This is a genomic window from Brevundimonas sp. 1080, from assembly GCF_040545985.1.
In the GTDB taxonomy this organism is placed as follows: domain Bacteria; phylum Pseudomonadota; class Alphaproteobacteria; order Caulobacterales; family Caulobacteraceae; genus Brevundimonas.
In genome coordinates, this window is the sequence record NZ_JBEPMW010000003.1 from 664,275 (window position 1) to 688,624 (window position 24,350).

At 66.4% G+C, this 24,350-nt stretch carries 25 protein-coding genes and 1 tRNA gene; 10 read left to right on the plus strand and 16 right to left on the minus strand.

The genetic code is table 11. The features are described 5' to 3' along the window. Positions 1-117 precede the first annotated feature (117 nt). From ABIC32_RS13915 to ABIC32_RS13925, 3 genes are all read left to right on the plus strand, one after another. Positions 118-2,646, plus strand: a complete 2,529-nt coding sequence (locus tag ABIC32_RS13915) for a TSCPD domain-containing protein (RefSeq protein ID WP_354074570.1) — start codon at positions 118-120, stop codon at positions 2,644-2,646. 57 nt (positions 2,647-2,703) lie between these two features. Next, complete coding sequence (locus ABIC32_RS13920) at positions 2,704-3,195, plus strand: pentapeptide repeat-containing protein (protein ID WP_284877731.1); 492 nt, start codon at positions 2,704-2,706, stop codon at positions 3,193-3,195. Between the two features lie 81 nt (positions 3,196-3,276). After that, a complete protein-coding gene (locus ABIC32_RS13925; RefSeq protein ID WP_354074571.1) occupies positions 3,277-4,164 on the plus strand; it encodes a pentapeptide repeat-containing protein in 888 nt (295 codons plus the stop codon). An 85-nt stretch (positions 4,165-4,249) separates the two neighbouring features. Here the strand turns inward: ABIC32_RS13925 and aspS are convergent, their stop codons facing one another. Further along, a complete protein-coding gene (gene aspS / locus ABIC32_RS13930; RefSeq protein WP_354074572.1) occupies positions 4,250-6,082 on the minus strand; it encodes an aspartate--tRNA ligase in 1,833 nt (610 codons plus the stop codon). Positions 6,083-6,211: 129 nt separating this feature from the next. On the opposite strand from aspS, the gene ABIC32_RS13935 reads away from it, so the two are divergent. The 5 genes from ABIC32_RS13935 (at position 6,212) to ABIC32_RS13955 (ending at position 13,147) form a co-directional block, all read left to right on the plus strand. Then, positions 6,212-6,535 (plus strand): YciI family protein, encoded by a 324-nt coding sequence (locus ABIC32_RS13935; protein ID WP_354074573.1) that lies wholly within the window; start codon positions 6,212-6,214, stop codon positions 6,533-6,535. 86 nt (positions 6,536-6,621) lie between these two features. After that, positions 6,622-7,302 (plus strand): P-loop NTPase family protein, encoded by a 681-nt coding sequence (locus ABIC32_RS13940; protein ID WP_354074574.1) that lies wholly within the window; start codon positions 6,622-6,624, stop codon positions 7,300-7,302. Between the two features lie 60 nt (positions 7,303-7,362). Then, positions 7,363-9,579, plus strand: a complete 2,217-nt coding sequence (locus ABIC32_RS13945; protein ID WP_066551899.1) for an RNA degradosome polyphosphate kinase — start codon at positions 7,363-7,365, stop codon at positions 9,577-9,579. Next, complete coding sequence (locus ABIC32_RS13950; protein WP_354074575.1) at positions 9,579-11,066, plus strand: Ppx/GppA phosphatase family protein; 1,488 nt, start codon at positions 9,579-9,581, stop codon at positions 11,064-11,066. Before ABIC32_RS13945 ends, ABIC32_RS13950 begins: the two co-directional genes overlap by 1 nt. A 104-nt stretch (positions 11,067-11,170) precedes the next feature. After that, the gene (locus ABIC32_RS13955) at positions 11,171-13,147 is read left to right on the plus strand and encodes a M61 family metallopeptidase (RefSeq protein ID WP_354074576.1); all 1,977 of its coding nucleotides are present in this window, start codon (positions 11,171-11,173) and stop codon (positions 13,145-13,147) included. A 172-nt stretch (positions 13,148-13,319) separates the two neighbouring features. Here ABIC32_RS13955 and ABIC32_RS13960 read toward each other — a convergent pair whose 3' ends face one another. Next, entirely contained in the window at positions 13,320-14,000 is a 681-nt protein-coding gene (locus tag ABIC32_RS13960; RefSeq protein WP_112861719.1) for a type 1 glutamine amidotransferase domain-containing protein, read from the minus strand. A 119-nt stretch (positions 14,001-14,119) separates the two neighbouring features. On the opposite strand from ABIC32_RS13960, the gene ABIC32_RS13965 reads away from it, so the two are divergent. Further along, positions 14,120-15,037 carry a CE1 family esterase gene (locus tag ABIC32_RS13965; protein WP_354074577.1) on the plus strand — a complete coding sequence of 306 codons (918 nt, stop codon included), beginning with the start codon at positions 14,120-14,122 and terminating at the stop codon, positions 15,035-15,037. A gap of 146 nt (positions 15,038-15,183) precedes the next feature. Here the strand turns inward: ABIC32_RS13965 and rplL are convergent, their stop codons facing one another. The 6 genes from rplL to ABIC32_RS13995 all read right to left on the minus strand — a co-directional run bounded on the left by rplL (position 15,184) and on the right by ABIC32_RS13995 (position 19,271). Further along, complete coding sequence (gene rplL, locus ABIC32_RS13970) at positions 15,184-15,567, minus strand: 50S ribosomal protein L7/L12 (protein ID WP_295167289.1); 384 nt, start codon at positions 15,565-15,567, stop codon at positions 15,184-15,186. A gap of 62 nt (positions 15,568-15,629) precedes the next feature. After that, a complete protein-coding gene (gene rplJ, locus ABIC32_RS13975; RefSeq protein WP_055754822.1) occupies positions 15,630-16,145 on the minus strand; it encodes a 50S ribosomal protein L10 in 516 nt (171 codons plus the stop codon). A gap of 310 nt (positions 16,146-16,455) precedes the next feature. After that, positions 16,456-17,028 (minus strand): DUF2059 domain-containing protein, encoded by a 573-nt coding sequence (locus ABIC32_RS13980; RefSeq protein ID WP_153923672.1) that lies wholly within the window; start codon positions 17,026-17,028, stop codon positions 16,456-16,458. A gap of 68 nt (positions 17,029-17,096) precedes the next feature. Then, positions 17,097-17,549, minus strand: a complete 453-nt coding sequence (locus ABIC32_RS13985; RefSeq protein ID WP_112861716.1) for an NUDIX hydrolase — start codon at positions 17,547-17,549, stop codon at positions 17,097-17,099. Positions 17,550-17,702: 153 nt separating this feature from the next. Then, complete coding sequence (locus ABIC32_RS13990; protein WP_199059511.1) at positions 17,703-18,785, minus strand: AI-2E family transporter; 1,083 nt, start codon at positions 18,783-18,785, stop codon at positions 17,703-17,705. A gap of 69 nt (positions 18,786-18,854) precedes the next feature. Then, complete coding sequence (locus ABIC32_RS13995; protein ID WP_199059510.1) at positions 18,855-19,271, minus strand: winged helix-turn-helix transcriptional regulator; 417 nt, start codon at positions 19,269-19,271, stop codon at positions 18,855-18,857. Between the two features lie 53 nt (positions 19,272-19,324). Here ABIC32_RS13995 and ABIC32_RS14000 point away from each other — a divergent pair, with 53 nt between their 5' ends. Next, entirely contained in the window at positions 19,325-19,933 is a 609-nt protein-coding gene (locus ABIC32_RS14000) for an NAD(P)-dependent oxidoreductase (RefSeq protein ID WP_199059509.1), read from the plus strand. A gap of 65 nt (positions 19,934-19,998) precedes the next feature. On the opposite strand, the gene rplA is transcribed toward ABIC32_RS14000, so the two are convergent. The 8 genes from rplA to ABIC32_RS14040 all read right to left on the minus strand — a co-directional run. Then, positions 19,999-20,688: a 50S ribosomal protein L1 gene (gene rplA / locus ABIC32_RS14005; protein ID WP_017506695.1), complete on the minus strand. Its 690-nt coding sequence runs from the start codon at positions 20,686-20,688 to the stop codon at positions 19,999-20,001. A 3-nt stretch (positions 20,689-20,691) separates the two neighbouring features. Next, positions 20,692-21,123: a 50S ribosomal protein L11 gene (gene rplK / locus ABIC32_RS14010; RefSeq protein ID WP_055754816.1), complete on the minus strand. Its 432-nt coding sequence runs from the start codon at positions 21,121-21,123 to the stop codon at positions 20,692-20,694. Between the two features lie 228 nt (positions 21,124-21,351). Further along, positions 21,352-21,927: a transcription termination/antitermination protein NusG gene (gene nusG, locus ABIC32_RS14015; RefSeq protein ID WP_017506694.1), complete on the minus strand. Its 576-nt coding sequence runs from the start codon at positions 21,925-21,927 to the stop codon at positions 21,352-21,354. Positions 21,928-21,940: 13 nt separating this feature from the next. After that, positions 21,941-22,255, minus strand: coding sequence for a preprotein translocase subunit SecE (gene secE / locus ABIC32_RS14020; RefSeq protein ID WP_017506693.1), 315 nt, complete (start codon positions 22,253-22,255; stop codon positions 21,941-21,943). Positions 22,256-22,325: 70 nt separating this feature from the next. Beyond that, positions 22,326-22,401: transfer RNA gene (locus ABIC32_RS14025), tRNA-Trp, on the minus strand. 96 nt (positions 22,402-22,497) lie between these two features. Beyond that, positions 22,498-23,832, minus strand: coding sequence for a hemolysin family protein (locus ABIC32_RS14030; protein ID WP_153923662.1), 1,335 nt, complete (start codon positions 23,830-23,832; stop codon positions 22,498-22,500). 95 nt (positions 23,833-23,927) lie between these two features. Continuing rightward, positions 23,928-24,062 carry a hypothetical protein gene (locus ABIC32_RS14035; protein ID WP_258522487.1) on the minus strand — a complete coding sequence of 45 codons (135 nt, stop codon included), beginning with the start codon at positions 24,060-24,062 and terminating at the stop codon, positions 23,928-23,930. A gap of 195 nt (positions 24,063-24,257) precedes the next feature. After that, positions 24,258-24,350 (minus strand): EF-Tu C-terminal domain-related protein (locus tag ABIC32_RS14040; RefSeq protein ID WP_354038969.1); only part of this gene is annotated, 93 nt, incomplete at its 5' end.

The window sequence follows — 24,350 nt, forward strand, 5'->3', positions numbered from 1 at the left end:
CAAGCGTCTGGCGGTGAATCGATATCTTGTGGGCAATCCCGCCGAGCGACACCAGATGTATTGGCTAAGCCGCGTGCGCATCCTAGGCTCGCCCGAACCTTTCGGAGAGACGCCGCCATGCGCTTTCAATCCGGCTTCGCCGCTCGCGCCGAACGAGTCGCGATGGAGACCCGCGCCATCGAGCGCCCCGCTGGCGTGCAGCAGGTCCTGGCCCCCGCCGGCTGGTCCGACGTCCGGATCGAGGCCTGGCTGGATTGGGTCGAGACGGAAGGGTTCGCAACGCCGCTGTCCGGCGACTGGCTGAACGGCGGCGTCGACGCCTGGGCCGAGCGGCTGGCGGAGACAGGCGTGACCGAGGGCGTGTTCGACCTGGCCGAGGCCGCCGCGTTCGTCGCGGAGCTGTCGGGCGCCTTCAGGCTGGGCCTGGCGGCACCGGCGGCGTCTGGCCCTGCGGCTGTCGGCGTCGTCGATCCGAACGACCCCGGCGCGGCGGCGCGATTGAAGGCGCACGCCGGACGGCGCGCGGCTGCGCGTCTGGGGGCTCAGGCGGCCGACGCCCTGGCCGAGGCGCTGGCGGGCGTGGCCGATGCGGTCGATCGCTGCGAAGGCCCGCGCGGCGACTGCGGCGACCCTTCGCGCAATCCGGCCCTGGGCCGTGCGGCGGCCCTGGCGCGGCGGTGCGGCGCCAGCGACGCCGATATCCTGAGAGCCATCGACGGTGAACGACCCGCAATGGCCTTGGAGCCGATAGTCGAAGGCGCGCCTCTGGTCGCCCTGGCGGACCGGACGCAGATTGCGGCGGGCGCGCCCGAAGCCTTGCTGGCGGCCGAGGCGGCGCTGGACGGCGGTCTGATCGTCGCCTTCGACCCGCGCGACGCGGAGACCGCGACGGCGCAAACCGCGCGGGCCTTGATCGATCTGAGCGCCGTCCTAGGGCTCGACGGAGACATGGCGACCGATCTGGCGGATCTGACACGCCTGCTGATGGTGGCGCTGGACCTTCAGTCCGCCCGGCCCGGTCCCATCGCGCTGGGACTGGACGGCCTGCTGGAGGCCCTCGCGGCTGACGACGACCGCACGTCTCAGGCGCGGACGTTCGCGGAACTGGTCGCGGCGACGGCGGCGATGGCCTCGGCCGAACTGGCGAGCCTGCGAGGCCCCTGCCCCGACTGGGAAGACCCGGAGAAACCGCGTCGCCATTCGGCCATCGGCCTGTTCGTCGACGATGCGGAGGCGCGGCTGCGGCTGGGCCTGGGTCGCGTCGCGGCGATCGATGTGTTCCAGACGGCCGAGGGCGAGATCGGTCGCAGGCTGCACCCCGCGCTTGCCAAGGCCATCGCGGCGGCGGGCGGCGATGTCGAGGCGGCGGAACGGTGGACGTTCGGTCGCCGCACCCTGGTCGAGGCGCCGGGCATCGACCACACAGCCTTGCGCGCGCTGGGCTTCACCGACATCGAACTGGCCGCCATCGAGACCGCCCTGGGCTGGGCCGAGGATTTCGACACGGTCTTCGCCGCCCCCGTCTTGGACCCCGGCTTCATCCGCGACGTCCTGGGCGTGGAAGACGGCGATGGTCTGCTGCTGACCCTGCTGGGCGTGTCGGAAGAGGCGGAGACGGCGGCGACGCGCTGGGTCTTCGGTCATGGCGATCTGCGCGACTGGCCCGAGGCGCCGGGCAGCGTCGCCGCCCTGCTGGCCGATCCGGCGGCGGCGGCGGCCGAGCTGCGGCGCGCCGTCGAGCCGTTCAGCGACATGCCGGACCTCGCGATCGAATCGATGGACTGGCGCACGACCTCCACCCAGGCCGCGCGCCTGTTGAGCCAGGGGGCCCTGGACGGCCGTCGCGCCCTTCGCCTGTCGCGCGCCGCGCCGCCCGCCGGCCCGCTGCTGTCCCTGCCGCCGCTCGACGCCGTCCGCCCTGAACCTGCCCGCGAAGCGCCCCGCCCGGCTCCGACGGAACGGGTCGTCGAACGCGTGGTCGAGCGCGAACGCGCGCGCCGCAAACTGCCCGACCGGCGCAAGGGCTATATCCAGAAGGCCGCCGTCGGGGGCCACAAGGTTTATATCCACACCGGCGAATACGAAGACGGCGAACTGGGTGAGATCTTCATCGACATGCACAAGGAAGGCGCCGCCTTCCGCAGCCTGATGAACAACTTCGCCATCGCCATCTCGATCGGCCTGCAATACGGCGTGCCGCTGGACGAGTTCGTGGACGCCTTCGTCTTCACCCGGTTCGAGCCGGCCGGCCGCGTCACCGGCAACGATTCGATCAAGTCGGCGACCTCGATCCTGGACTACATCTTCCGCGAACTGGGCGTCTCCTATCTGGACCGCGTCGAGTTGGCCAACGCCGGGACCGAAGACCTGAACGCGGACGGACTGGGGGACGGTAAACCCGACGCCAACGCGGCCGTGCCCGCCGCCCGCTTCATCTCCAAAGGGTTCGCGCGCGGTTCTGCGCCCGACAATCTGGTCGTCCTGCCCTTCGGCAAGAAGGGCGAGCCGGAAGCCCGCACCGCCGCCAACAGCGAGGCCGTCGCCTGTCCCGCCTGCGGCGATTTTAGCCTGCAACAACGCGGCGCCGCCTGGGCTTGCGACACCTGCGGGGCGGCCCCGGCGCTTCAGGGCGGCGATCAGGGCTAGGTTAAGGGTTATGGCCTAGGGTTTGCTGACAGACGATCGAACGTCGGAGCCCGGTCCATGAAACGCACACTTTCTCTCGGCCTGATCGCCGCCCTGCTGGCCGTCGCCGCGCCCGCCCTGGCCCAGAACGCGGGCCAGATCGCCAGTGTGCGACGCGGCGCCTCCTGCGCCGGTTGCAATCTTTTTCAGGGCGACTTTTCGGGGCTGGAGGCGCGGGGCCTGAACCTGGCCGGTTCACGCCTGCGTCAGGCGGACCTGAGCCTGTCGGTGATGAACCGCACGCAATTCTCCAACACCGACATGCGTGACGTCGAAGCCTATGGCGGCGTTTTCTCGGGCTCGAACTTCTCGCGCGCCAACCTAACCAACGCCAGTTTTGTCGGCGCCTATCTGGAGGGCGCAAGCTTCGCCGGCGCGACCCTGTCGGGGACCAATCTGTCGGGCGCCCAGCTGGCGCGGGCCACCGGCCTGACCCAGGCCCAACTGAACCGGGCGTGCGGCGACGGCTCCACCGTCCTGCCTCGGGGCTTGCGCATTCCGGCCTGCTGAGCGGCGCCGACCTTGCCTCGATTTCATGAAGTTACCTCGATTTAAGTAGGTGCGGCGGGGGTTTCGAGGCATTCAGAGTGCGTGAAACAGATCGCTGAACATATCCGGGTCCGCCCCACATTGGCTCTGCTGACGCTGGGACTGGCGCTCGCCGCCTCCCCCGCCTTCGCCGGGGTCGAGATGTCGATGCAGGACCGCGACGTGGCCCGTTCGGTGTCGCTGGGCGGATCGTGCAATCGCTGCGAACTGTCCGGCCGCAATCTGTCAGGCGCCACTTTCACCGGCGCCAGCTTCATGAACGCCACCCTGGTCGGCGCCAATCTGCGCGGCGCCGAGATGATGGGCTCCAACTTCACCGGCAGTGATTTCAGCCGCGCCAACATGGGCGGGGTCGAGATCGTCGGCGCCAACTTCACCTCCGCCAACTTCACCGGGGCTCAGATCAACGGCGCCGAGGCGCAAGGATCGTCCTTCGTTCGCGCCAACCTGACCCGCGCCAACCTTTCGGGCAGCGAGATGCACGGCGTCAACTTCACCGGCGCCACCCTGGCCGGAACCAACTTCTCCAACTCGGAACTGTTCGGCGCCACACTGGCCAATGTCCGGGCGTCGGGCGCCAACTTCGCCAGCGCCGAGGTCACAGCCTCGAACCTTTCGGGCGGCGATTTCTCCAACGCGGACTTTTCGAACGCCAGCCTGGATGGGGCGCGGTTGACCGGCGGCAGCTTCTCGCGCGCCGACTTCTCCAACGCCTCGCTGCGTCGAACCGACATTCGCGGCGCCGACCTGTCTGGCGCGCGAGGCCTGACGCAGGACCAGATCAGCGAAGCCTGCGGCGACGGCTCGACCCGCCTGCCCGGCCGCCTGACGCCCCAGGCCTGCCGCAGCAGCACAATCCGCGTAATCCGCGCTCCGCCCACGCCGCCGGTCCCGCCCCGCGTGCGCAACTTCGTCAACGCTGATAATTGAGTATCGTCCGAGTTGAAAAAGGGGGACGCTTCGCGGCGTCCCCCTTCTTCCCATCCCTCAATGCCGTCCGATCAGACCTCGCCGATCACACCTTGATCGGCAGGGCCGTTCGGATGTGGACATCCTTCAGCTGGCGCTCCTCGGCCTCGGTCGGAGCGTTCATCAGCAGGTCCTCGCCCTGCTGGTTCAGCGGGAAGGCGATGACCTCGCGGATGGCTGTCTCGCCGGCCAGCAGCATGACGATGCGGTCGATGCCGGGGGCCAGGCCGCCGTGCGGCGGCGCGCCGAAGCGGAACGCGTTCAGCATGCCGCCGAACTGCTCCTCGACCACCGAGGCGTCATAGCCGGCGATCTCGAACGCCTTCAGCATGATCTCGGCCTTGTGGTTCCGGATCGCGCCCGAGCATAGCTCATAGCCGTTGCAGACGATGTCGTACTGATAGGCCCGGATGGTCAGCGGATCCTGGTTCTCCAGAGCCTCCAGCCCGCCCTGCGGCATGGAGAAGGGGTTGTGGCTGAAGTCGACCTTCTTCTCTTCTTCCGACCATTCGAACATGGGGAAGTCGACGATCCAGCAGAATTTGAACTGGTCTTCGTCTACCAGCTTCAGCTCGGCGCCCACGCGGGTGCGGGCCAGGCCGGCGAACTTGGCGAAGGTCGCAGGCAGGCCGGCGACGAAGAAGGCGGCGTCGCCTTGACCCAGACCCAGCGACGACATCAGGGCCTCGGTCGGTTCCTGACCCAGGTTCTTGGCGATCGGGCCGCCCCAGGCGCTTTGGTCCTCGGACCAGAAGATATAGCCCAGGCCCGGCTGGCCCTCGCCCTGCGCCCAGCTGTTCATGCGGTCGCAGAAAGCGCGCGATCCGCCGGTCGGCGCCGGAATGGCCCAGACGGCGTTCTTGTCGTCCGCGCCCAGAACCTTGGCGAACAGGCCGAAGCCGCCGTCGCGGAAGTGGTCGGACACGACCTGCATCTTGATCGGGTTGCGCAGGTCCGGCTTGTCCGAGCCATACCAGGCCATCGATTGGGCATAGGTCAGGCGCTCGAAACCCTTGTGCTCGAACGTCTCGCCGAAGTCGTTGGTGAAGGTATGGACGCCGTCGATGGCCGAGACCGGTTTGCCTTCGCCGAACTCCTCGAACACGCCGTGCATCAGCGGCTCGATGGCGGCGAAGACGTCTTCCTGCGTCACGAAGCTCATCTCGACGTCGAGCTGATAGAACTCCAGCGAACGGTCGGCGCGCAGGTCTTCATCACGGAAGCACGGCGCGATCTGGAAATAGCGGTCGAAGCCCGACACCATCAGCAGCTGTTTGAACTGCTGCGGCGCCTGGGGCAGCGCATAGAACTTGCCTGGGTGCAGTCGCGACGGCACCAGGAAGTCGCGCGCGCCTTCCGGCGACGAGGCCGTCAGGATCGGGGTCTGATATTCCAGGAAGCCTTGGTCGACCATGCGGCGGCGGATCGAGGAGATCACCTTGGAGCGCAGCACGATGTTCTTGTGCAGTCGCTCGCGGCGCAGATCCAAGAAGCGGTTGGCCAGGCGGATATCCTCAGGATACTCCTGATCGCCGAAGACCGGCATCGGCAGTTCGGCGGCTTCGGACAGCACCTCGACGCCTTGGACGCGCACCTCGACCTCGCCGGTCGGCAGGTTAGGGTTCACCACCGAAGCGTCGCGGGCGACCACCTCGCCATCAACCTTGATCACGCTCTCGGCGCGCAGCCGTTCGACGGCGGCGAAGCCCGGTGTTTCGGGGTGCAGAACCAACTGCGTCAGGCCGTAGTGGTCGCGCAGGTCGATGAACAGCAGCCCGCCGTGGTCGCGCTTGCGGTGAACCCAGCCCGACAGGCGAACAGCGGAACCGGCGTCGGAGGCGCGCAGGGCGCCGCAGGTGTGAGAGCGATAGGCGTGCATGAAACGAACCGTCTGGAGTCTCTGGGCGGTGGAATCCGACGCCGTCGGCGCCCGAAATCGAAGCGGCGTAGGGCGCATCATCGCCCCGGAAAGTCAAGGTTTCAGCCGTTGCAAAGCCCGCCGCCGCGCATGATATCTGACGCTTCCATCCCGTCCGAGGCCGCCATGTTCATCGTCACCATCACCTACACCCAGCCCATCGAAGCCATCGAGGCGCGGACGGTCGAGCATCGCGCGTGGCTGGATCAGCATGTCGCCAGCGGCCTGATCATCGCCGCCGGGCCGATGGTCCCACGCACCGGCGGTATTCTGGTGGTGCGCAGCGGGAGCACAAAGGAGGAGCTTGAGGCCCTGCTGAAGGCCGATCCGTTCCAGGTTCACGGCCTGGCCGATTACACGGTGACGGAGTTCAAGGCCGGCAAGCTGAACCCCACACTATCCGAATTCGCCTGATTTCATCCACAGGGGCGCGGTTCGCTCCCCGCAACCAACAGCGCGGGCCTGACGCGGTTAACGCCGGCCTCTGCTATGACAGGCGCATGTCCGCGCTGAGCGCCCTGCCCCAAACGACGACCGAACAGCTGCGTCTGCCGCTGGAGCGGCCCGTTGCGGGCGAGGCCTTCGTGACGTCCGACAGCAATGCCGAGGCGGTGCGCGTTCTGGCCCGCTGGCCCGACGGCGTGGGCGCGGTGCTGGCGCTTCACGGCCCGCCAGGGTCGGGCAAGAGCCGCCTCGCCGCCGACTGGGCCGAGCGGGTCGGCGCCGTGCCGCTGAACGGCGCCGAGGCCGCGCTCATCGATCCGCTGGAGCTGGAAGGCCGGCAGGTCCTGCTTGACCGTGCGGCGGACGCCGACGACGAAAGCCTGTTTCATCTCATCAATCTGGCCAACTCCGGCGGCGGCGCCCTGCTGCTGGTGTCGCGTTCGGCCCCGCGCCAGTGGTCGGTCGATCTGCCCGACCTGCGTTCGCGGCTGGACGCCGTGCGCGCCGTCGCCATCGCCGCGCCCGACGACGCCGTCCTCTCGGCCATCCTGCGCGCCCGCTTCGCCGAACGCAGCATCACCCCATCCGACGACGTGATCGACTATCTGGTCCGCCGCCTGGACCGCTCGGCCGAGACCGCCGCTGCGGTGGTCGAACGTCTGGACGCCCTCCACCGCCCGGTTACGCGCGTTCTGGCGCGTCAGGTGCTGGACGCCATGGACGCCGCCGCCGACTGAACCGCGACATTTTCTCGGCGCCCGCTTGCGGCCGTCACACACGCGCGCGAGAACCGGTTCATGACCGACGCCGCGATCCATGACGACACCCGAGGCGAAGAGGTTCCCGCCTCTCGCGCTCCTCAACTAGCGCTGAGCGAAGAGCTGATGGCCTCGCCCAGCCGGTTCTTCAATCGCGAAACCTCGTGGCTGGCGTTCAACGAACGCGTGCTGGAAGAAGCGGCCAACCCCAACCACCCGCTGCTGGAGCGGCTGCGGTTCCTGTCCATCTCGGCCAATAACCTGGACGAGTTCTTCATGACCCGCGTCGCCGGCCTAAAGGGTCAGTTGCGCGAACGGCTGCGCGTCCTGTCTGCCGACGGCCTGACCCCCGCCGAACAGCTGGAGCGGATCAACATCGCCGCCGGCGAGCTGATGGCCGAACAGCAGCTGCGCTGGCGTCAGCTGAAGAAGGAGCTGACGGTCGCCGGCATCGAGATCGTCGATCGCCAGAAGATCACCAAGACCGAGAAGGAGCGTCTGGAACCCGAGTTCCTGAACCAGCTCTTCGCCGTCCTGACGCCGCTCGCCATCGACCCGGCGCACCCCTTCCCCTTCCTGCCCAACCTCGGCTTCTCCCTGGCGCTGAAACTAAAGCGCAAGGGCGAGACCAAGACCTTCTACGCCCTGGTGCCGGTGCCGACCCAGGTTCGCCGGTTCTGGGAACTGCCGACCGACGGCCGCTCCACGCCGGGGCACAAGCGATTCATCACGCTGGAAAACGTGCTGCTGCTGTTCATCGACCACCTGTTCCCCGGCTGCGAGGTTCAGGAAAAGGGCGTGCTGCGCCTGATCCGCGACTCGGACATCGAGATCGAGGAAGAGGCCGAGGACCTGGTCCTGGAGTTCGAGGAGGCGCTGAAGCAGCGTCGTCTGGGCTCGGTGGTGCGGGTCAAGATCGAGGCGTCCATGCCTGTCGATCTGCGCGACTTCATCGTCGGCGAGCTGGAAGCCGCGCCCCAGGACGTGGTTCTGGTTGACGGCATGCTGGGTCTGGCCCAGCTGTCGGACCTGATCCCTGGCGGTCACCCGGACCTGAAGTTCAAGGGCTATGAGCCGCGCTATCCCGAACGCGTCCGCGACAATGGCGGCGATGTCTTCGCGGCTATTCGCGAAAAGGATTTGCTGATCCACCACCCGTTCGAGAGCTTCGACGTGGTGGTTCAGTTCCTGCGTCAGGCCGCGCGCGATCCCAACGTCATCGCCATCAAACAGACGCTGTACCGCACCTCCAAGGACAGCCCCATCGTCGCCGCCCTGATCGAGGCGGCCGAGAACGGCAAGAACGTCACCGCCCTGGTCGAACTGAAGGCCCGCTTCGACGAAGAGGCCAATCTGCGCTGGGCGCGGGCGATGGAGCGGGCCGGCGTCCACGTCGTCTTCGGCTTCGTCGAATACAAGACCCACGCCAAGGTCAGCGTGGTGGTCCGGCGCGAGGGCGAGGGCCTGCGCACCTACTGCCACTTCGGCACCGGCAACTATCACCCCGTGACGGCCAAGGTTTACACGGACCTGTCGCTGTTCTCCTGCGACCCCGTCCTGGGGCGCGATGCGACGCGGGTGTTCAACTACATCACCGGCTATGCGACGCCGGACCACCTCGAAGCCTTGGTCGTCTCGCCGCTGAACATGAAGGCTACGCTGATCGAACTGATCGGTAAGGAGATGTCGGCCGCCGCCATGGGCAAACCCGCCGCCATCTGGGTCAAGCTGAACGCCCTGGTCGATGTCGAGATCATCGACGCCCTTTACCGGGCCAGCCAGTGGGGCGTGCGGATCGATCTGGTGGTGCGCGGCATCTGCTGCCTGCGTCCCGGCGTCCCGGGCCTGTCGGAGAATATCCGGGTCAAGTCGATCGTCGGCCGCTTCCTGGAACACAGCCGCATCGTCTGTTTCGCCAATGGCAAGGACCTGCCGCATGACAAGGCCAAGGTCTTCATCTCTTCGGCCGACTGGATGACGCGCAACCTGGATCGCCGGGTCGAGCTGATGACGCCGATCCGCAACGCCACCGTCCACGATCAGGTGCTGGATCAGATCATGGTCGCCAATCTGAAGGACGATGCACAAAGCTGGGTGCTGGACGCCGAAGGGCGCTATACACGCGTCACCCCCGCCGATCCTGAGCGGCCCTTCTCGGCCCACAAATACTTCATGACAAATCCCAGCCTGTCTGGGCGCGGCCGTAAGGCCAAGAGCCTGCCCGCCGTCCTGCGCTACGAGCGTCCAGGCCGCTGATGCCCGACATCACGCTTACCGACCGCGACATCGCCGCGATCGACATCGGTTCAAACTCGGTTCGCCTGGTTCTTTACCGGCTGGAAGGCCGCGCGATCTGGACCGTGTATAATGAGAAGGTTCTGGCCGGCCTGGGCCGCGACCTGCCGACGACGCGCAAACTGTCGCCCGAGGGTGTGGTCATGGCGATGACGGCGCTGCGCCGCTTCGCCGCCGTGCTGGAAGGGGTGCGGCCGGACGCGACCCTGATCGCCGCCACCGCCGCCGTGCGCGAAGCCTTGGACGGGCCGGAGTTCTGTGAGCGGGTCGCCGCCGAGACCGGCCTCCAGATCCGCGTCCTGTCGGGTGAGGAAGAGGCCAAATACGCGGCCATGGGCGTTTTGGCTGGCGCCCCCCTGGCCCACGGCGTCTCGGCCGACATGGGCGGCGCCAGTCTTGAGCTGACCCGGCTGAACGGAGACGGCGTCGAGAACGGCCTGACCCTGCCGCTGGGTCCGTTTGCTCTGGCTGACGGCAAGGCCTTCGACGCCGAGCGCATCAAGGCCCGTATCGATCAGGCCCTGAAACCGATCGCAGGCCAGTTCAAGAGCGAGCACCTCTACGCCGTGGGCGGCGCCTGGCGGACCCTGGCTCAGGTGCAGATGGGCCTGAAATCCTATCCGCTGAAGGTCGTACATCAGTATCAGATGTCGGCCGATGAGGCGCTGGAGACCGCGCGTCTGGTCGCGCAACAGTCGGCGGCCAGCCTGGCCAAACTGCCCGGCGTGTCGAAGAAGCGCGCCGAGACCCTGCCCTACGCCGGGCTGGTGCTTGAGGCGTTGATCAAACATCTGGGTCTCAAACAGATCGAGATGTCGGCCTGGGGCGTGCGGGAGGGCCTGCTGTTCGAGACGCTGGACGAGGCGACGCGCACGGCCGATCCGCTTCTGGCCGGTTGCACCGCTCTTGGCGGTCGCCAGGGCGTGGCCCCCGCCCTGCCCGGCGCGCTCAACGGCTGGATTTCCGAAATCGTCGCCGCCCTGCCCGAGGTGTTCGGCGAGAAACGCGACGCCGTGCTGGTCAGCGCCGCCTGCCGTCTGGCGGACCTGGGCGCGCGGCTGCACCCGGATCACCGGCTGGAGCTTGTCTTCGACCAGGTGCTGCGCGCGCCCGTCGCCGGCATCAGCCACACGGAGCGCGCCTTTTTGGCCAGCGCGATGAACGCCCGCTACGGCGGCGCCCCCGCCACGCCGCAGCCCGAGGTCATCGACCGCCTGCTCGACGCCGCCGCCGCCAAACGCGCCCGCGCCATCGGCCTGGCTATCCGTCTCGCCTGCGATCTGTCCGGTCGCTCGCCCCAGCTGATGGCCAACGCCACCGCCAAGGTCAAAGGCGGCGACCTGCGCCTGACCGCGACCGAAGGCTACGCCGACGTCCTCTTGGGCGAACAGACCAAGAAGCGCGCCAAGGCCCTCGCCGAGGCGATGGACCTGGGGCTGAAGATTTAGGACACCCTCTGCTGCTCCATCAAAGGGAGGAGACACAACGCCGCGCTTGACGCATCGCCCCTCGCCCCCGACGGTGCGGCTCCTTCGCCGAACCGGATGACCGAATGCCGCGTACCCGCCTGACCGCCGCCTGCCTCGCCGTTCTGATGACGGCCGCCGCTTCGCAAGTTCTGGCCCAGAGTTTCCAGTCCACTCCGGTCGTCATCGATGCGACCCAGGCGCCGCTGGCCCTGCCCCGCGCCCAGCCGGTCATCCCGGCGCCGCAAGACAAGCCCTATCCGGGCGTGATCCAGTACCGCGCCGACATCACCGACCTGGACCGCCGCATCATCCGCGTCAGCCAGACCATACCGGTCGCCGGTCCTGGCCCGCTGACGCTGCTCTATCCCAAATTCCTGCCCGGCAACCACGCCGCCACCGGCCCGATCCAGCTGTTGGCCGGCCTGACCGTCACCGCCGACGGCCGACGCATCGAGTGGCTGCGCGACACGCTGGACCCTTACGCTTTCCACCTCGACATTCCGGCGGGCGTGACCAGCATTGAGGTGCAGTTCCAGCAGCTGACTCAACCCGACGCCTCCAACTGGCGCGTGCTGATGACCCCGGCCATGGTCAATCTGCAGTGGGAAAAGGCCATCCTCTATCCGGCCGGCTATTTCAGCCGCCAGATCCAGGTCGCCCCCTCGGTGGTCCTGCCCGCCGGCTGGAAATACGGCACCGCCCTGACCACGGCGTCTCAGGACGGCGACGTGGCGACCTTCGCCCCGACCGACCTCTACACCCTGATCGACAGCCCCATCTTCGCCGGCGCCCATTATCGCCGCGTGGATATCGACCCCAGTGGTGAGCACGTCCACCTGAACATCCTGGCCGACGAAGCCAAGGGTCTGGCCGCCACCGACGACCAGCTGAAACTATTCGAGAACATGGTCCAGCAGGCCGACCGCCTGTTCGGCGCCCGCCACTTCGACAACTACGAATTCCTGTTCGCCCTGACCGATCAGATGGGCGGCATCGGGCTGGAGCATCATCGCTCGTCCGAGAACACCGGCGCGCCCGACTTCTTCACCAACTGGACCAAGACCGCCGGCGACCGGGGCCTGCTGCCGCACGAATACACCCACTCCTGGAACGGCAAGTTCATGCGTCCGGCGGACGAACTGACCGCCAACCACAACGTTCCGACCCAGAACACCCTGCTGTGGGTTTATGAAGGTCAGACCGAATACTGGGGCGACGTGCTGGCCGCCCGTTCGGGCCTGCATTCCAAGGACGTGGCTCTGGCCACCCTCGCCAGCGTCGCCGCCTTCTATGACAACCAGCCGGGTCGCCAGTGGCGCGCCTTGCAGGACACCAACAATCACAATCTGCTGGGCTATCGCGTGCCGGGCCAGTTCACCTCATGGATGCGCGGCACCGGCGACTACTACCGCGAAAGCCTGCTGGTCTGGCTGGACGCCGACACCCTGATCCGCGAGGGCACCAACGGCCGCAAGTCGCTGGATGATTTCGCCAAAGGCTTCTTCGGTCACGACGACGGCGAATGGGCGCCTCAGGGCTACACCTTCGAAGATGTCGTCGCGGCCCTGAACGCCGTCTATCCGCACGATTGGGCCGCCTTCCTGCGCACCCGCCTCGACGCCGTCGGCCCCGACGCCCGGGCGCCGCTGGCCGGGATCGAGCGTGGCGGCTGGCGACTGACCTACACAGACACGCCCTCGGCGGCAGAAAAGTCGGTTCAGAGCGGCTGGGCCAACGACTTCCAGTACTCGCTGGGCTTCACCCTGTCGGGCGACAAGCTGACCAACATCCGCTGGGACGGCCCCGCCTTCGAGCAAGGCCTCGGCGCCGGCTGGAGCCTGGTCGCCGTCAACGGCAAGGCCGGCTCGGCCGAGGTCCTGCGCGACGCCGTCACGGCGGCGAAAGGGACCGACGCCCCGATCGAACTGTTGCTGAAATCCGGCGATCGCTTCCGCACGGTGGCCTTCGATTACCACGACGGCCTGCGCTACCCGCGGCTGGAACGGATCGAGGGCGCGCCGGATCGCCTGTCCGACATCCTCGCGCCTCGCCGGCGCTAACTCTGGGCCGGCGCTAACTCTGGGCGACTGTCTCCTCCCCACTCGGTGGGGAGGTGGCGCGACGCGCCTTCGCGTCGCGACGGAGGGGCTCTTTAGGTCTGTGGGACTTCAAGAACCCCTCCACCGCTTCGCGGTCCCCCTCCCCGCATCGCGGGGAGGAGACAGATTTTCCTTATGCCCTCAACAGCTTCAGCAACGCCTCGGCCGCCGCGTGCGACGAGCCGGGGTTCTGCCCGGTCACCAGCTTGCCGTCGGTCAGAACATAGGAGCCCCAGTCCGGCCCCTTGGAGTAGTCGCCGCCGTTGGCGGTCAGCACGTTCTCGACCAGGAACGGCACCACATCGGTCAGACCCACGGCCTCCTCTTCGGAGTTGGTGAAGCCGGTCACCTTGCGGCCGTTGACCAGCGGCTTGCCATCCGGCCCGTTCACCGACTTCAGCACGCCGGGCGCATGGCAGACGAAGCCGGTCGGCTTGTCCGCCTTGGCGAAGGCCTCGATCAGGGCGATGGAGTCGGCGTCGTTCGCCAGATCCCACAGCGGTCCGTGGCCGCCGGGATAAAAGACAGCGTCGAAATCCTCGGCCTTCACCGAAGACAGGACGACCGTCGAGGCCAGGGCGGCCTGGGCTTCAGCGTCGGCCTTGAACCGGCGCGTGTCGTCCGTCTGGGCGTCGGGGTCGTCGCTCTTGGGGTCCAGCGGCGGCTGACCGCCCTTCGGCGAGGCCAGCACGATCTCCGCGCCCGCATCCTTAAGCGCGTAATAGGGCGCCGCCAGTTCTTCCAGCCAGAAGCCGGTCTTCTTGCCCGTGTCGCCGAGTTGGTCGTGCGACGTCAGCACCAGCAGAATTTTCATAGGGGATGGCTCCGTCTTGGGGTGTCCACAGATGGGAAGCCGCACGGCGCCGCTCAAGACTGGCCTCGATGCCGAAAACATCCCACCCTGCCGGCCTCGATCAGCAGAGACGACGTCGTATGAAGCCTTGGTTCGGTCTGTTCGCCGCCCTGATGGGCCTGATGATCTTCAGCCCGTCTGCGCACGCGGCCGGCCCCTGCAACATCGGACAGGCGGGCGCGACCCAGGCCGTCGCCATCGGCCGCAGCGGGCGCACGATGCGGATCCATCTGCCCATCGGTTTTGACCCCGCAAAGCCGGCGCCTCTGGTCTTCCTGCTGCACGGCAGCGGCGGCACGGGAGAGAAGATGCTGGCGTCTTCAGGCCTGGCTGAGGCGGCGGATCGGCACGGCTTCATCGTCGCCGCGCCCGACGCCGGCATTCCGATCGATCAAGGTTTCGTCTGGAACATCCCCGGCGTGCCGACCGTCACCGGCGCGGTCCCCGGTCCCGGCGATGCGGACGACGTCGCCTATCTGACGGGAGCCATCGATTATCTGGCCGACCAGGGATGCGTCGATGAAGGCCGCGTCTATGCGACGGGCCTGTCGGGCGGCGGGCGGATGGCGTCCTGGCTGGGTTGCGTCGCCGCCGACCGTTTCGCCGCCATCGCCCCGGTCGTCGGCTTGCGCGCCGGCAATCCCCGAAAGGACCGTCCGGAGGAGCCGGATCCCGCCACCTGCCGCCCTTCGCGCCCCATGCCGGTCATCGCCTTCGCCGGCGACGCCGACACCACCAATCCGATCCAGGGCGGCGGCGCAGGCTATTGGAGCTACACCATGCATGCCGCCGAACAGCGCTGGGCCCAGTTGAACGGCTGCACCCAGGTGCGCGACACCCGCTGGATCGCCGACAAGGTCTATGAAGACGGCTACGCCGCCTGCCGCGACGGCGCCGACGTGGTGGGCCGCATCACGGCCGGCGGCGGCCACAGCTGGGTCGCCGACAACGACGCCCTGTGGGCCTTCTTCGCCGCCCGCACCCGCCCGCAGCGCTGAGGCCAGAGCCCCCAGACCCCTCGCCGCTTTCGATAGCCAATCAATCGGCCTCAAGCAGCGCTCCGCGCGGTAGGCCCCAAAAGAAAAAGACCCGGCGGTTTCCCGCCGGGCCTTTCCGATCTTCAGCAAATGCCGAAAGTCAGATCTTACTTGATCTGGACCTTGGCGCCGGCTTCCGTCAGCTTCTTGGCGATTTCGTCGGCTTGTTGCTTGGAGACGTTCTCGACGACGTTCTGCGGAGCGCCTTCGACCAGGTCCTTGGCTTCCTTCAGACCCAGGTCCGAACGGACGCCGCGGACTTCCTTGATCACGTTGATCTTCTTGTCGCCGCCGTCGACCAGGACGACGGTGAATTCGGTTTGCTCTTCGGCAGCTTCAGCCGGAGCGCCGCCGCCGGCGGCCGGAGCAGCCATGGCGACCGGAGCAGCGGCGCTGACGCCCCACTTTTCTTCCAGCATCTTGGAGAGTTCAGCAGCTTCGAGGACGGTCAGAGCGGACAGGTCTTCGACGATCTTGGCGAGGTCAGCCATTGTCAGTTTTCCTTCGGAGGATTGGTTTTAGAGAGTGATGCAGAGATGAAAGGCTGGGCCGCTTACGCGGCTTCCTTGGTGGCGTAGGCGTTGAACACGCGAGCCAGCTGACCGGCGGGTGCTTGCAGCACGCCGGCGATACGGGTCGCAGGCGCGTTGAGCAGGCCGATGAGTTGACCGCGAACCTCGTCGAGCGTCGGGAGCTTGGACAGTGCGTCCACGCCCTTTTGGTCGACGATGGTCGAGCCCATGAAGCCGCCGACGATCTTGAAGCGATCGTTGGCCTTGGCGAACTCGGTGGCGACCTTGGCGGCCGTACCGGGGTTCTCGGAATAGGCGATGCCCACGGGACCCTTGAACAGGTTGTGGTAGTCGCTGCCTTCCTCGGCTTCGAGCGCCTTCAGCGCCAGGCGGTTCTTGACCACCTTGAACGCGCCGCCTTCTTTACGAAGACGGCCACGCAGATCTTCCATTTCCGCAACGGTCAGACCCAGGTTGTGGGTCACGACCACGCTGCCGGCGTCGGCGAAAACGCCCTTGAGCGATTCGATAGACTCGGCTTTTTGAGCGCGATCCATTGCGGTCTCCAGTCTTGGTATTCGCCGCCGGGCTTATTCCCGACGACGGATTGGCCAAAGCGCGTCGCATCGCTGCGAAACGTCGGGCCGGTCGTATTGTCCGAAGGATGCGTCTGACGGCGTCCGTCCCGGAATGCGGGCTGACAGCGCAAGGTCGCGTCCCCATCTCCCCACGGCGTCAGAGGGCTCTCTGACAGTTATGGCCTGGGTGACCCCCACGCCCCGAAGTTCTCGGACAGGACCGTCAGAAGATGAACCTCCGACGGGAAGCGGCGCTCTTACAGGCGCCGTCGTTGGAAATCAACCCGGCTTAACGCCGGCTGGGCTTGGCGCCGGTCTGTTCGGCCTCGCCGCAGTCGAACCGGGCGCAATATTTGCTCTCGAACTCCTCCAGAAGGTTCGTCATCGCTGCGGTCTCGACCTCCTGTGAGGCCATGCTCAAGGATATCGTCTTGGCTGCAACAGAGCGCCCGACAGCCGTGCGATAGAATGCGATCTGAGCGACGAGTTCTTCTTCAGTGAAGACGGAACCGTAGATTGGGGCCAAGTCATCCATGAACCGCTCGATCATTCTGCTAGCCATAGACGGCATGTTGGTGCGGACCCAAATCGCTTCTTCGCCGCCCTTCTTATCCAGTTCGCCCATCTGCGCGACCATGACGCGCTCGAACTCCTTCATGAAGTTCGGTCCGACGGACAGATCGATCAGTTCGCGCGCCAGGGCGCTGCGGCGGGCCAGGCCGGCATCCTGCGGCGCAGGCTCGACGCGCGTGACGACGACCGTTTCCGATTGAGCCGCCGTCTGCGCGTGCGCGCCTGTCGCGCTCAGACCCAGCGCCAGACCCAGCGACGCAGCCAGCGCCTGTTTGCGTGTGATGATCATGATGGCCTCCCCGCCTTCTTATCGGAAGGCTCAGGTCCGCAGGCCAGTCGAATTCGACCGACGGTTGCTCAATCTTCGAGCGGCGTGGCGTCGAAGTCGCGGATCAGCGCGGCCAGGTCGGGCTCATGAACCAGATCCGCCGCCTCGCTCAGGCTCATCCAGCGGCGCTCGCGCTGATGCGCTTCGGGCCAGGCGCCCATCTGGATCAGCACTTCCAGCGGATAGACCGACACCACGCACTGGCGCACGCCGCCGTCTTTCAGACCCTTGGCGTATCGGAAGACGCCGATGGACTGGGTGTCGATGTCGCCCTTGACCCCCGCCTCCTCCATCGCCTCCTGGGCGGCGGCCTCGGGATCGCTCTTGCCGACCATCCGCCCGCCCTTGGGGATCACCCAGCGCCGCGTTTCGCGCGAGGTGATCATCAGGATGCGACGCTCGCCGTCCTCCAGCCGCCATGGCAGGGCCGCGACCTGCCGGGTCTCGGAGCGGGTGGTGCGTTTTGACCGGGCCTGGGCCACGCTTCAGCCCTCGCCCATCGCGTGAGCGGTCCTGACGATTCGTGCTGGCGCTCGCCCAATCTTCACGTCTGGTTCCAGGTCTGCCGGTCGCGGCCGCCCTCGAAACGGGATCGCGACGCCTGCGTCAAGTTGTCAGACCACGGACGGTCCCATTTATTTCTCGCCGGGCGCCTTGGCCTTGGGATCGCCCAGCACGTCCTGACGATAAAGCATGGTGATCAGGGTGTGCAGCACCAGCGCCAGCGGCGTGGCGAACAGCACGCCCAGCGGCCCGAACAGGGTGCCGATGCCCACCACGGCGAAGATGCCCAGAACGACGGGCAGATTGGCCACGTTCTTCTGCACCATAGGCGTGATGAAGTTGCTCTCCAGTTGGGACACAACGACATACAGCGCCAGCGTCATCAGGGCCGTCTGCCACCCTTGCGTCGCCCCCACCAGCACGGCCGGCACGGTGGAGACGATGGGTCCCACGATCGGCACGAACTGCGCCAGTCCCGTCAGCAGACCCAGCCCCAGCGCCGACGGCACGCCGATGATGGCCAAACCGACCCCGGTCAGCGTCCCGACCAGGACCATCGAGAACAGCTGCGCCTTCAGCCAACCCTTCAACGCCTTGCCGCAGCTGTTCAGCACTTCGCGCATTCGCGGCCGCCGATCCATGGGCAGCATGGACAACAGGCCCTCGCGCGACTTGGCGGGCTCGATCGCCAGGAAGACGCCCGCGACCACGACGAGAACCAGTGTGGTGACACCCGATGCGAAGCCCAGGGCGAACTTCTGAGCGACCTGCAACGCCTGACCGGCGCGGCCGCCCAGCCCCTGCAACTGCTCCAGCAGCTGCGCGGCATAGGGTTGGGCCTGGATCCACGACTGAACCTGCTCCCACCCTTGCGGCACCACGGCGGACAGGGCCACGACCTGTTCGGTGATCTGGGTTCCGAACAGCGTCAGTATCCCCGCCAGCACCGCGACCACGATCAGCAGCGACAGGAAGACGGCCAGCGGGTCCGGCGCCTTCAGCCAGCGCACGATGGGATCGGCCAAGGCGCGCAGGATCACCGACACCACGATAGCCCCGAAGATCAGCAGCCACAGCGTCTGCAGCGTCACGATCAGTTGGACCGCAAAATAGGCCGCGACCAGCACGATGGCGCCGAACGCAAGGCGGCCCTTCCACGGGTCATGGCCGCCGACATCGGGCTTGTCGCCCATCAGTTTTCCCAGTCCGAACATATCCCCCCCTTCAAGGTCGCGACAGGAACGCGGCTCGAGCGTGGCCGTTCGCCGCAGGCGATAAAAAAGTCAGTGGGCGTCGGAGGATCGCTGATCGTAGGCCATTTGCGCGGCCGCGACTTCCGGCATCCGGGTCTCGGCCCAGTCGATCATCGACTGCATCGCCGCCATCAGGGTCCGGCCCAGCGGCGTGACCGCATAGGTCACCGACACCGGCACGGTGGCCACGACGGAGCGTGATACCAGCCCGTCGCGCTCCAGCGACTTCAGCGTCTGGCTCAGCATCTTCTGCGACACCCCATCGACCCGCTGCTTCAGGGCGTTGAAGCGGATCGGCCCCTCTCCCAGCACGATCAGGATCAGGGTGCTCCATTTGTCGGCGATGCGGTCGAGCAGTTGCCGCGTCGGACAGTTCGCTGCGAGCACGTCGCCGCGCAGCCAGGTTTCTTGAAGGTAACCAGGTGTCTGAGAGGTGCCGTCTTGCATGGCCGCACCCCATAGCGCACCTGGTATCCATTGGATACCTACAGGAGCCTTTCATGAAAGTCGTAGTTCTCGGCGCCAGCGGTCGCGCCGGCTCGGAAATCACCAAGGAACTGGCCGCGCGCGGTCACACGGTCACCGCCATCGCCCGCAAGCCGGAAGCGATTCCGAGCGCCACCGGCGTCACACCTGTCGCCGGCGACGCCTCGGATGTCGCCGCGCTCGCCGATCTGATCGAGGGTTCGGACGCGGTCATCAGCGCCCTGCACTTCGATATTCCCGCCGCGACGATCCTTGGCGCGCTGAAGACCGCCGGCGTCCCGCGCCTGCTCGTCACCGGCGGCGCCGCCAGCCTGGAGGTCGCGCCCGGTGTCCTATTGTTCGACACGCCGCAGTTCCCGGCCGAATGGAAGCCCATCGCCAAGGGCGGCCTGACCTTCCTGGACGACCTGCGTCAGGAAACGGACATCGACTGGACCTTCTTCTCGCCCGCCGCCCTGATCGAAGAGACGCCGCGCCTGGGCCGCTACCGGACCGGGACCGACCAACTGGTCGTGGACGCCAACGGCGACAGCAAGATCGGCTTCTCCGACTACGCCATCGCCATGGTCGACGAACTGGAGAACCCCAAGCACAGCCGCGCCCGCTTCACCGCCGCCTACTGATCCGGGCAAGAAAAAAACGGCGGGGATCGCTCCCCGCCGTTCTTCCGTATGGCTTGTCTTCCGACTTAGGCGCCCAGCGAGGCCGGATCGACCTTGAAGCCCGGGCCCATCGTCGAGGACAGGCTGATGCGCTTCACATAGGTGCCCTTGGCGCCCGACGGCTTGGAACGCACCAGGGCGTCCACGATGGCCTTCACGTTGGCTTCCAGAGCGTCCTGGGTGAACGAGACCTTGCCGATGCCGGCGTGGACGATGCCCGCCTTCTCGACGCGGAACTCGACGGCGCCGCCCTTGGCGTCCTTGACGGCCTGGGCCACGTTGGGGGTTACGGTGCCGACCTTGGGGTTCGGCATCAAGCCGCGCGGGCCCAGCACCTTACCCAGACGGCCGACCAGGGCCATCATGTCCGGCGACGCGATCACGCGGTCGAACTCCATGAAGCCGCCGGCGATCTTTTCGTACAGATCTTCGGCGCCAACGTGTTCGGCGCCGGCTGCGGTGGCTTCGGCGGCCTTGGCGTCCTTGGCGAAGACGGCGACGCGAACGTCACGGCCGGTGCCCGACGGCAGGTTGACGACGCCACGGACCTGTTGGTCGGCGTGACGCGGGTCGACGCCCAGGTTGACCGAGATTTCCAGCGACTCGTCGAACTTGGCCTTGGCGTTTTCCTTGGCCAGCTTGATGGCGTCGGAGAACGGCAGCAGGTCTTGGGTCACGCCGGTGCGGGCCTTGAAGGCCTTGGTTTGCTTGGCCATGGTTTAGCCCTCCACCACTTCGAGGCCCATCGCGCGGGCGGAGCCTTCGATGATCTTGGCCGCCGCGTCGATATCGTTGGCGTTCAGATCCTTCATCTTCTTTTCGGCGATCTCGCGCAGTTGCGCCTGCGTGATCTTGCCGGCGACTTCACGGCCGACCAGCTTCGAACCCGACTTCAGGCCCGTGGCCTGTTTCAGGTACCAGGTCGCCGGCGGCGTCTTGGTGATGAAGGTGAACGACTTGTCCTGATAGACGGTGATCACGGTCGGAAGCGGGGTGCCCTTGGCTTCCTTCTCGGTGCGCGCGTTGAACTCCTTGCAGAAGCCCATGATGTTCACGCCGCGCTGACCCAGAGCCGGGCCGATCGGGGGCGAAGGCGTGGCCGAACCGGCCGGCACTTGCAGCTTGATATAGCCGAGAATCTTCTTGGCCATTGGTCTCTCCTATGAATGACCCGGCGCGAACGCAGGGCCGGTGAGCCGTGGTGCGGCATGGCTGCCTCCCACGGATTTGACGCTCCACGAACCGAAGGCCCGCCGAGCGAAGGCGCGCGTGTAACAGAGGGGGGATGGAAAGGCAACGCACCGCCCTGCCCTCGCCCCAGAAACGAAAAAGCCGCGCCCTTTCGGACGCGGCTTGATATCTCGACAGGGGCGTGAGCCTCAGCCCGCGACCTTCTCCACCTGGGCGTATTCCAGTTCGACCGGCGTGGCGCGGCCGAAAATGGACACGGCGACGCGCAGGCGGGCGTGTTCTTCGTCCACGCTCTCGACCGAACCGTCGAAGCTGGCGAACGGGCCGTCGATGACCTTGACCTTCTCGCCAATGTCGAAGCGGATGGTGGGCTTCGGACGCTCGACGCCCTCTTCCACGGCGCCGATGATGTTCTGAACTTCACGCTCGGAAACCGGCAGGGGCTTGGTGCCGCCCGCGGCGCCCAGGAAGCCCGTGACCTTCGGCGTGTTCTTGACCAGGTGATAGGCCTGGTCGGTCATTTCCATCTTCACCAGAACATAGCCGGGGAAGAACTTGCGTTCGGAGTTCACCTTGCGGCCGCGACGGATCTCGACCACGTCTTCGGTCGGAACCAGGATTTCGGAGAAGGCGTCTTCCAGGCCCTGTTGCTTGGCCTGGTCACGCAGCTGCTCGGCGACCTTCTTCTCGAAGTTCGAGTAGGCGTTGACGATGTACCACTTGTGGCGCGGATTGGCGGGCTTTGCGGGCGCTGCATCGGTCATGGGCGCGTCTTTCTCAGGATCCGAGAGCGATGATGTAGCGGAAGGCGTAGCCGAGGCCGGTGTCCACGATCCAGAAGAAGATCGAGGCGATGATGACCATGATGAAGACCATCACCGAGGTGATCCAGGTCTCCTTGCGGCTGGGCCAGACGATCTTGCGGCCTTCGGCGCGCACCTGGCTCAGGAACTGGCCGGGGCTGGTGCGCGGCTTCTTGGGCTCGGGCGAATCGACCGTGATGGCGGCGGCGCCGGCCGCCTGAGGCTTGGCGCCCATCTGGGGCTTCGCGCTGCCTTGAGGCCGCTTGCCGGGAGTTTTGGCCTTGGCCATCAGTTGCTCTTCACACAATTGTTCCTGTCGCCCCAGATGGGAAGTCCCATCCGGAAGCGACAGGGGGGATTGGCAGGAGTTGGGGGACTCGAACCCACGACCCCCGGTTTTGGAGACCGGTGCTCTACCAGCTGAGCTAAACTCCTAGACAACCGCGCAAACCCAAAAGGTCCGTGCGTTCGCCAGAGGGGGGCGTATGCCCGACACCGCCCGCTATTTCAAGGGCGATGTGACACTTGCGATCAGTCTTCCAGATGCGCCGCGATCGCGTCCCGCTCGTCCTGTGCCTTCACCAGTTCCTTGAAGATCAGCTTGTCGATGCGGCGGTCGTCCATATCCACGACCTCGACCTCGAATCGGCCGACCTGCAGCACTTCGCCCTCGTCTGGGACGCGCGAGATCTGGTGCAGAATCAGGCCGGCGACGGTGTGGAAGCCTTCATGCTCGCCAAAGTCCTCGCCCAGCTTGTCAGCCAATTCGTCCAGGTCCGTCTGACCGTCGACAAGCCAGCTGCCGTCGGCGCGCTGATGGATCCAGGCCTGCTCTTCGTCATGGCCTTCATTGAAGTCGCCGGCGATCATTTCCAGGATGTCGGTCGCCGTCACCACGCCTTCGAAGGCGCCGTACTCATCGACGATGAAGGCCATGTGGACTCGCGAGCCCTTCAGGATCTCCAGCGCCTTCAACACCGAAGTCGACTGCGGAATGAAGGCCGGCTCGGCGACCAGCGGTTCGATGTCGAACTTGCCGTTGGTCAGCAGGCTGTCCAGCAGATCCTTCTTGTGAACCACGCCCAGCGGATTATCGACGTCGCTCTCGCGCGCCACCACGATCCGCGAATAGGGGCAAGTGCGAATCTCTTCGCGCAGCATCTCTTCGGGGTCGTCCAGGGCGATCCAGAACACGTCGTGGCGCGGCGTCATGGCCACCCGCACCGGACGGTCGCCCAGGCGCAGGATTTCCTCGATCATCACCTGCTCTTCGGGCTCGATCAGGCCAGCCGAAGTGCCTTCGGCCAGGATGGTCGCCACCTCTTCCTGGGTCACGTCCGAGCCGTCGCGATCCTTGACGCCCAACAGCTTCAGGATGCCCGAGGTGGAGGCGGTCAGCAGCAGAACGAACGGCTTCAACACGATCGCCAGCTTGGAGATCGGCCCGGCCATCTTGGACGCCACCGTCTCAGGGAAGATCAGCGCTAGGCGCTTGGGCACCAGTTCGCCGATGATCAGCGAGACATAGGTGATGCACACAACCACCAGGGCCGTGGCGAAGAATTCGGTATATTGAGCCAGCGCCGGGAAAGCGACTTCCAGAATGCGATCCAGTTCGCCCGCGATGGTCGCCTGACCATAGGCGCCCGCCAGAATGCCGATCAGGGTGATGCCCACCTGAACCGCGGACAGGAACTGAGTCGGTTCTTCCGACAGCTTCAGCGCCGCCCTGGCCCCCCGGTCGCCCCGTTCCGCCCTCGCCTGTAGTTTGGATTTCCGCGAGGAGACGACCGCCAATTCAGTCATGGCGAACAAGCCGTTGAGCACCACCAGGAGCAGAACGACAGCAATAGCGATGAGTAACATCTAGGGGGTTTTGGGGACCGACGCGGCGCGACAGACGGCGTCCGCAGCGCTACATTAGGGCAGGATCGCGACCAGCGCCACGTTTTCCTTTGCGCTCAGCCTGTGCGCCCGGCTTCGACCGAGCCATAAGCGCCCGAAACCGGCCGGCCATCGGCGTCATACTGGGTCGCACAGGCGCTCATGCCCAGCACGGTGCCGATGAAGATACCCAGTCGAATGGCGCGTCGCATTTGGTTACCGAAAGATTAACGTCCGATCCGAACGTAAATCCCGGCCCTCGGTTGCAGGCAATCGTGCTCTCGCGTCACGTGAACTGTCTTACAGCAAAACGGCCCCCGGATTGCTCCGGGGGCCGTTCTGTTACGCGACTTTGTCTTTCGGCCTATGCGCGCCTCGCGGAGGCGCGCGGCTTGAGGCCGTTTCGCTTAGGCGATGATCTTGGCCACGACGCCGGCGCCGACGGTGCGGCCGCCTTCACGGATGGCGAAGCGCAGGCCCTGGTCCATCGCGATCGGGGT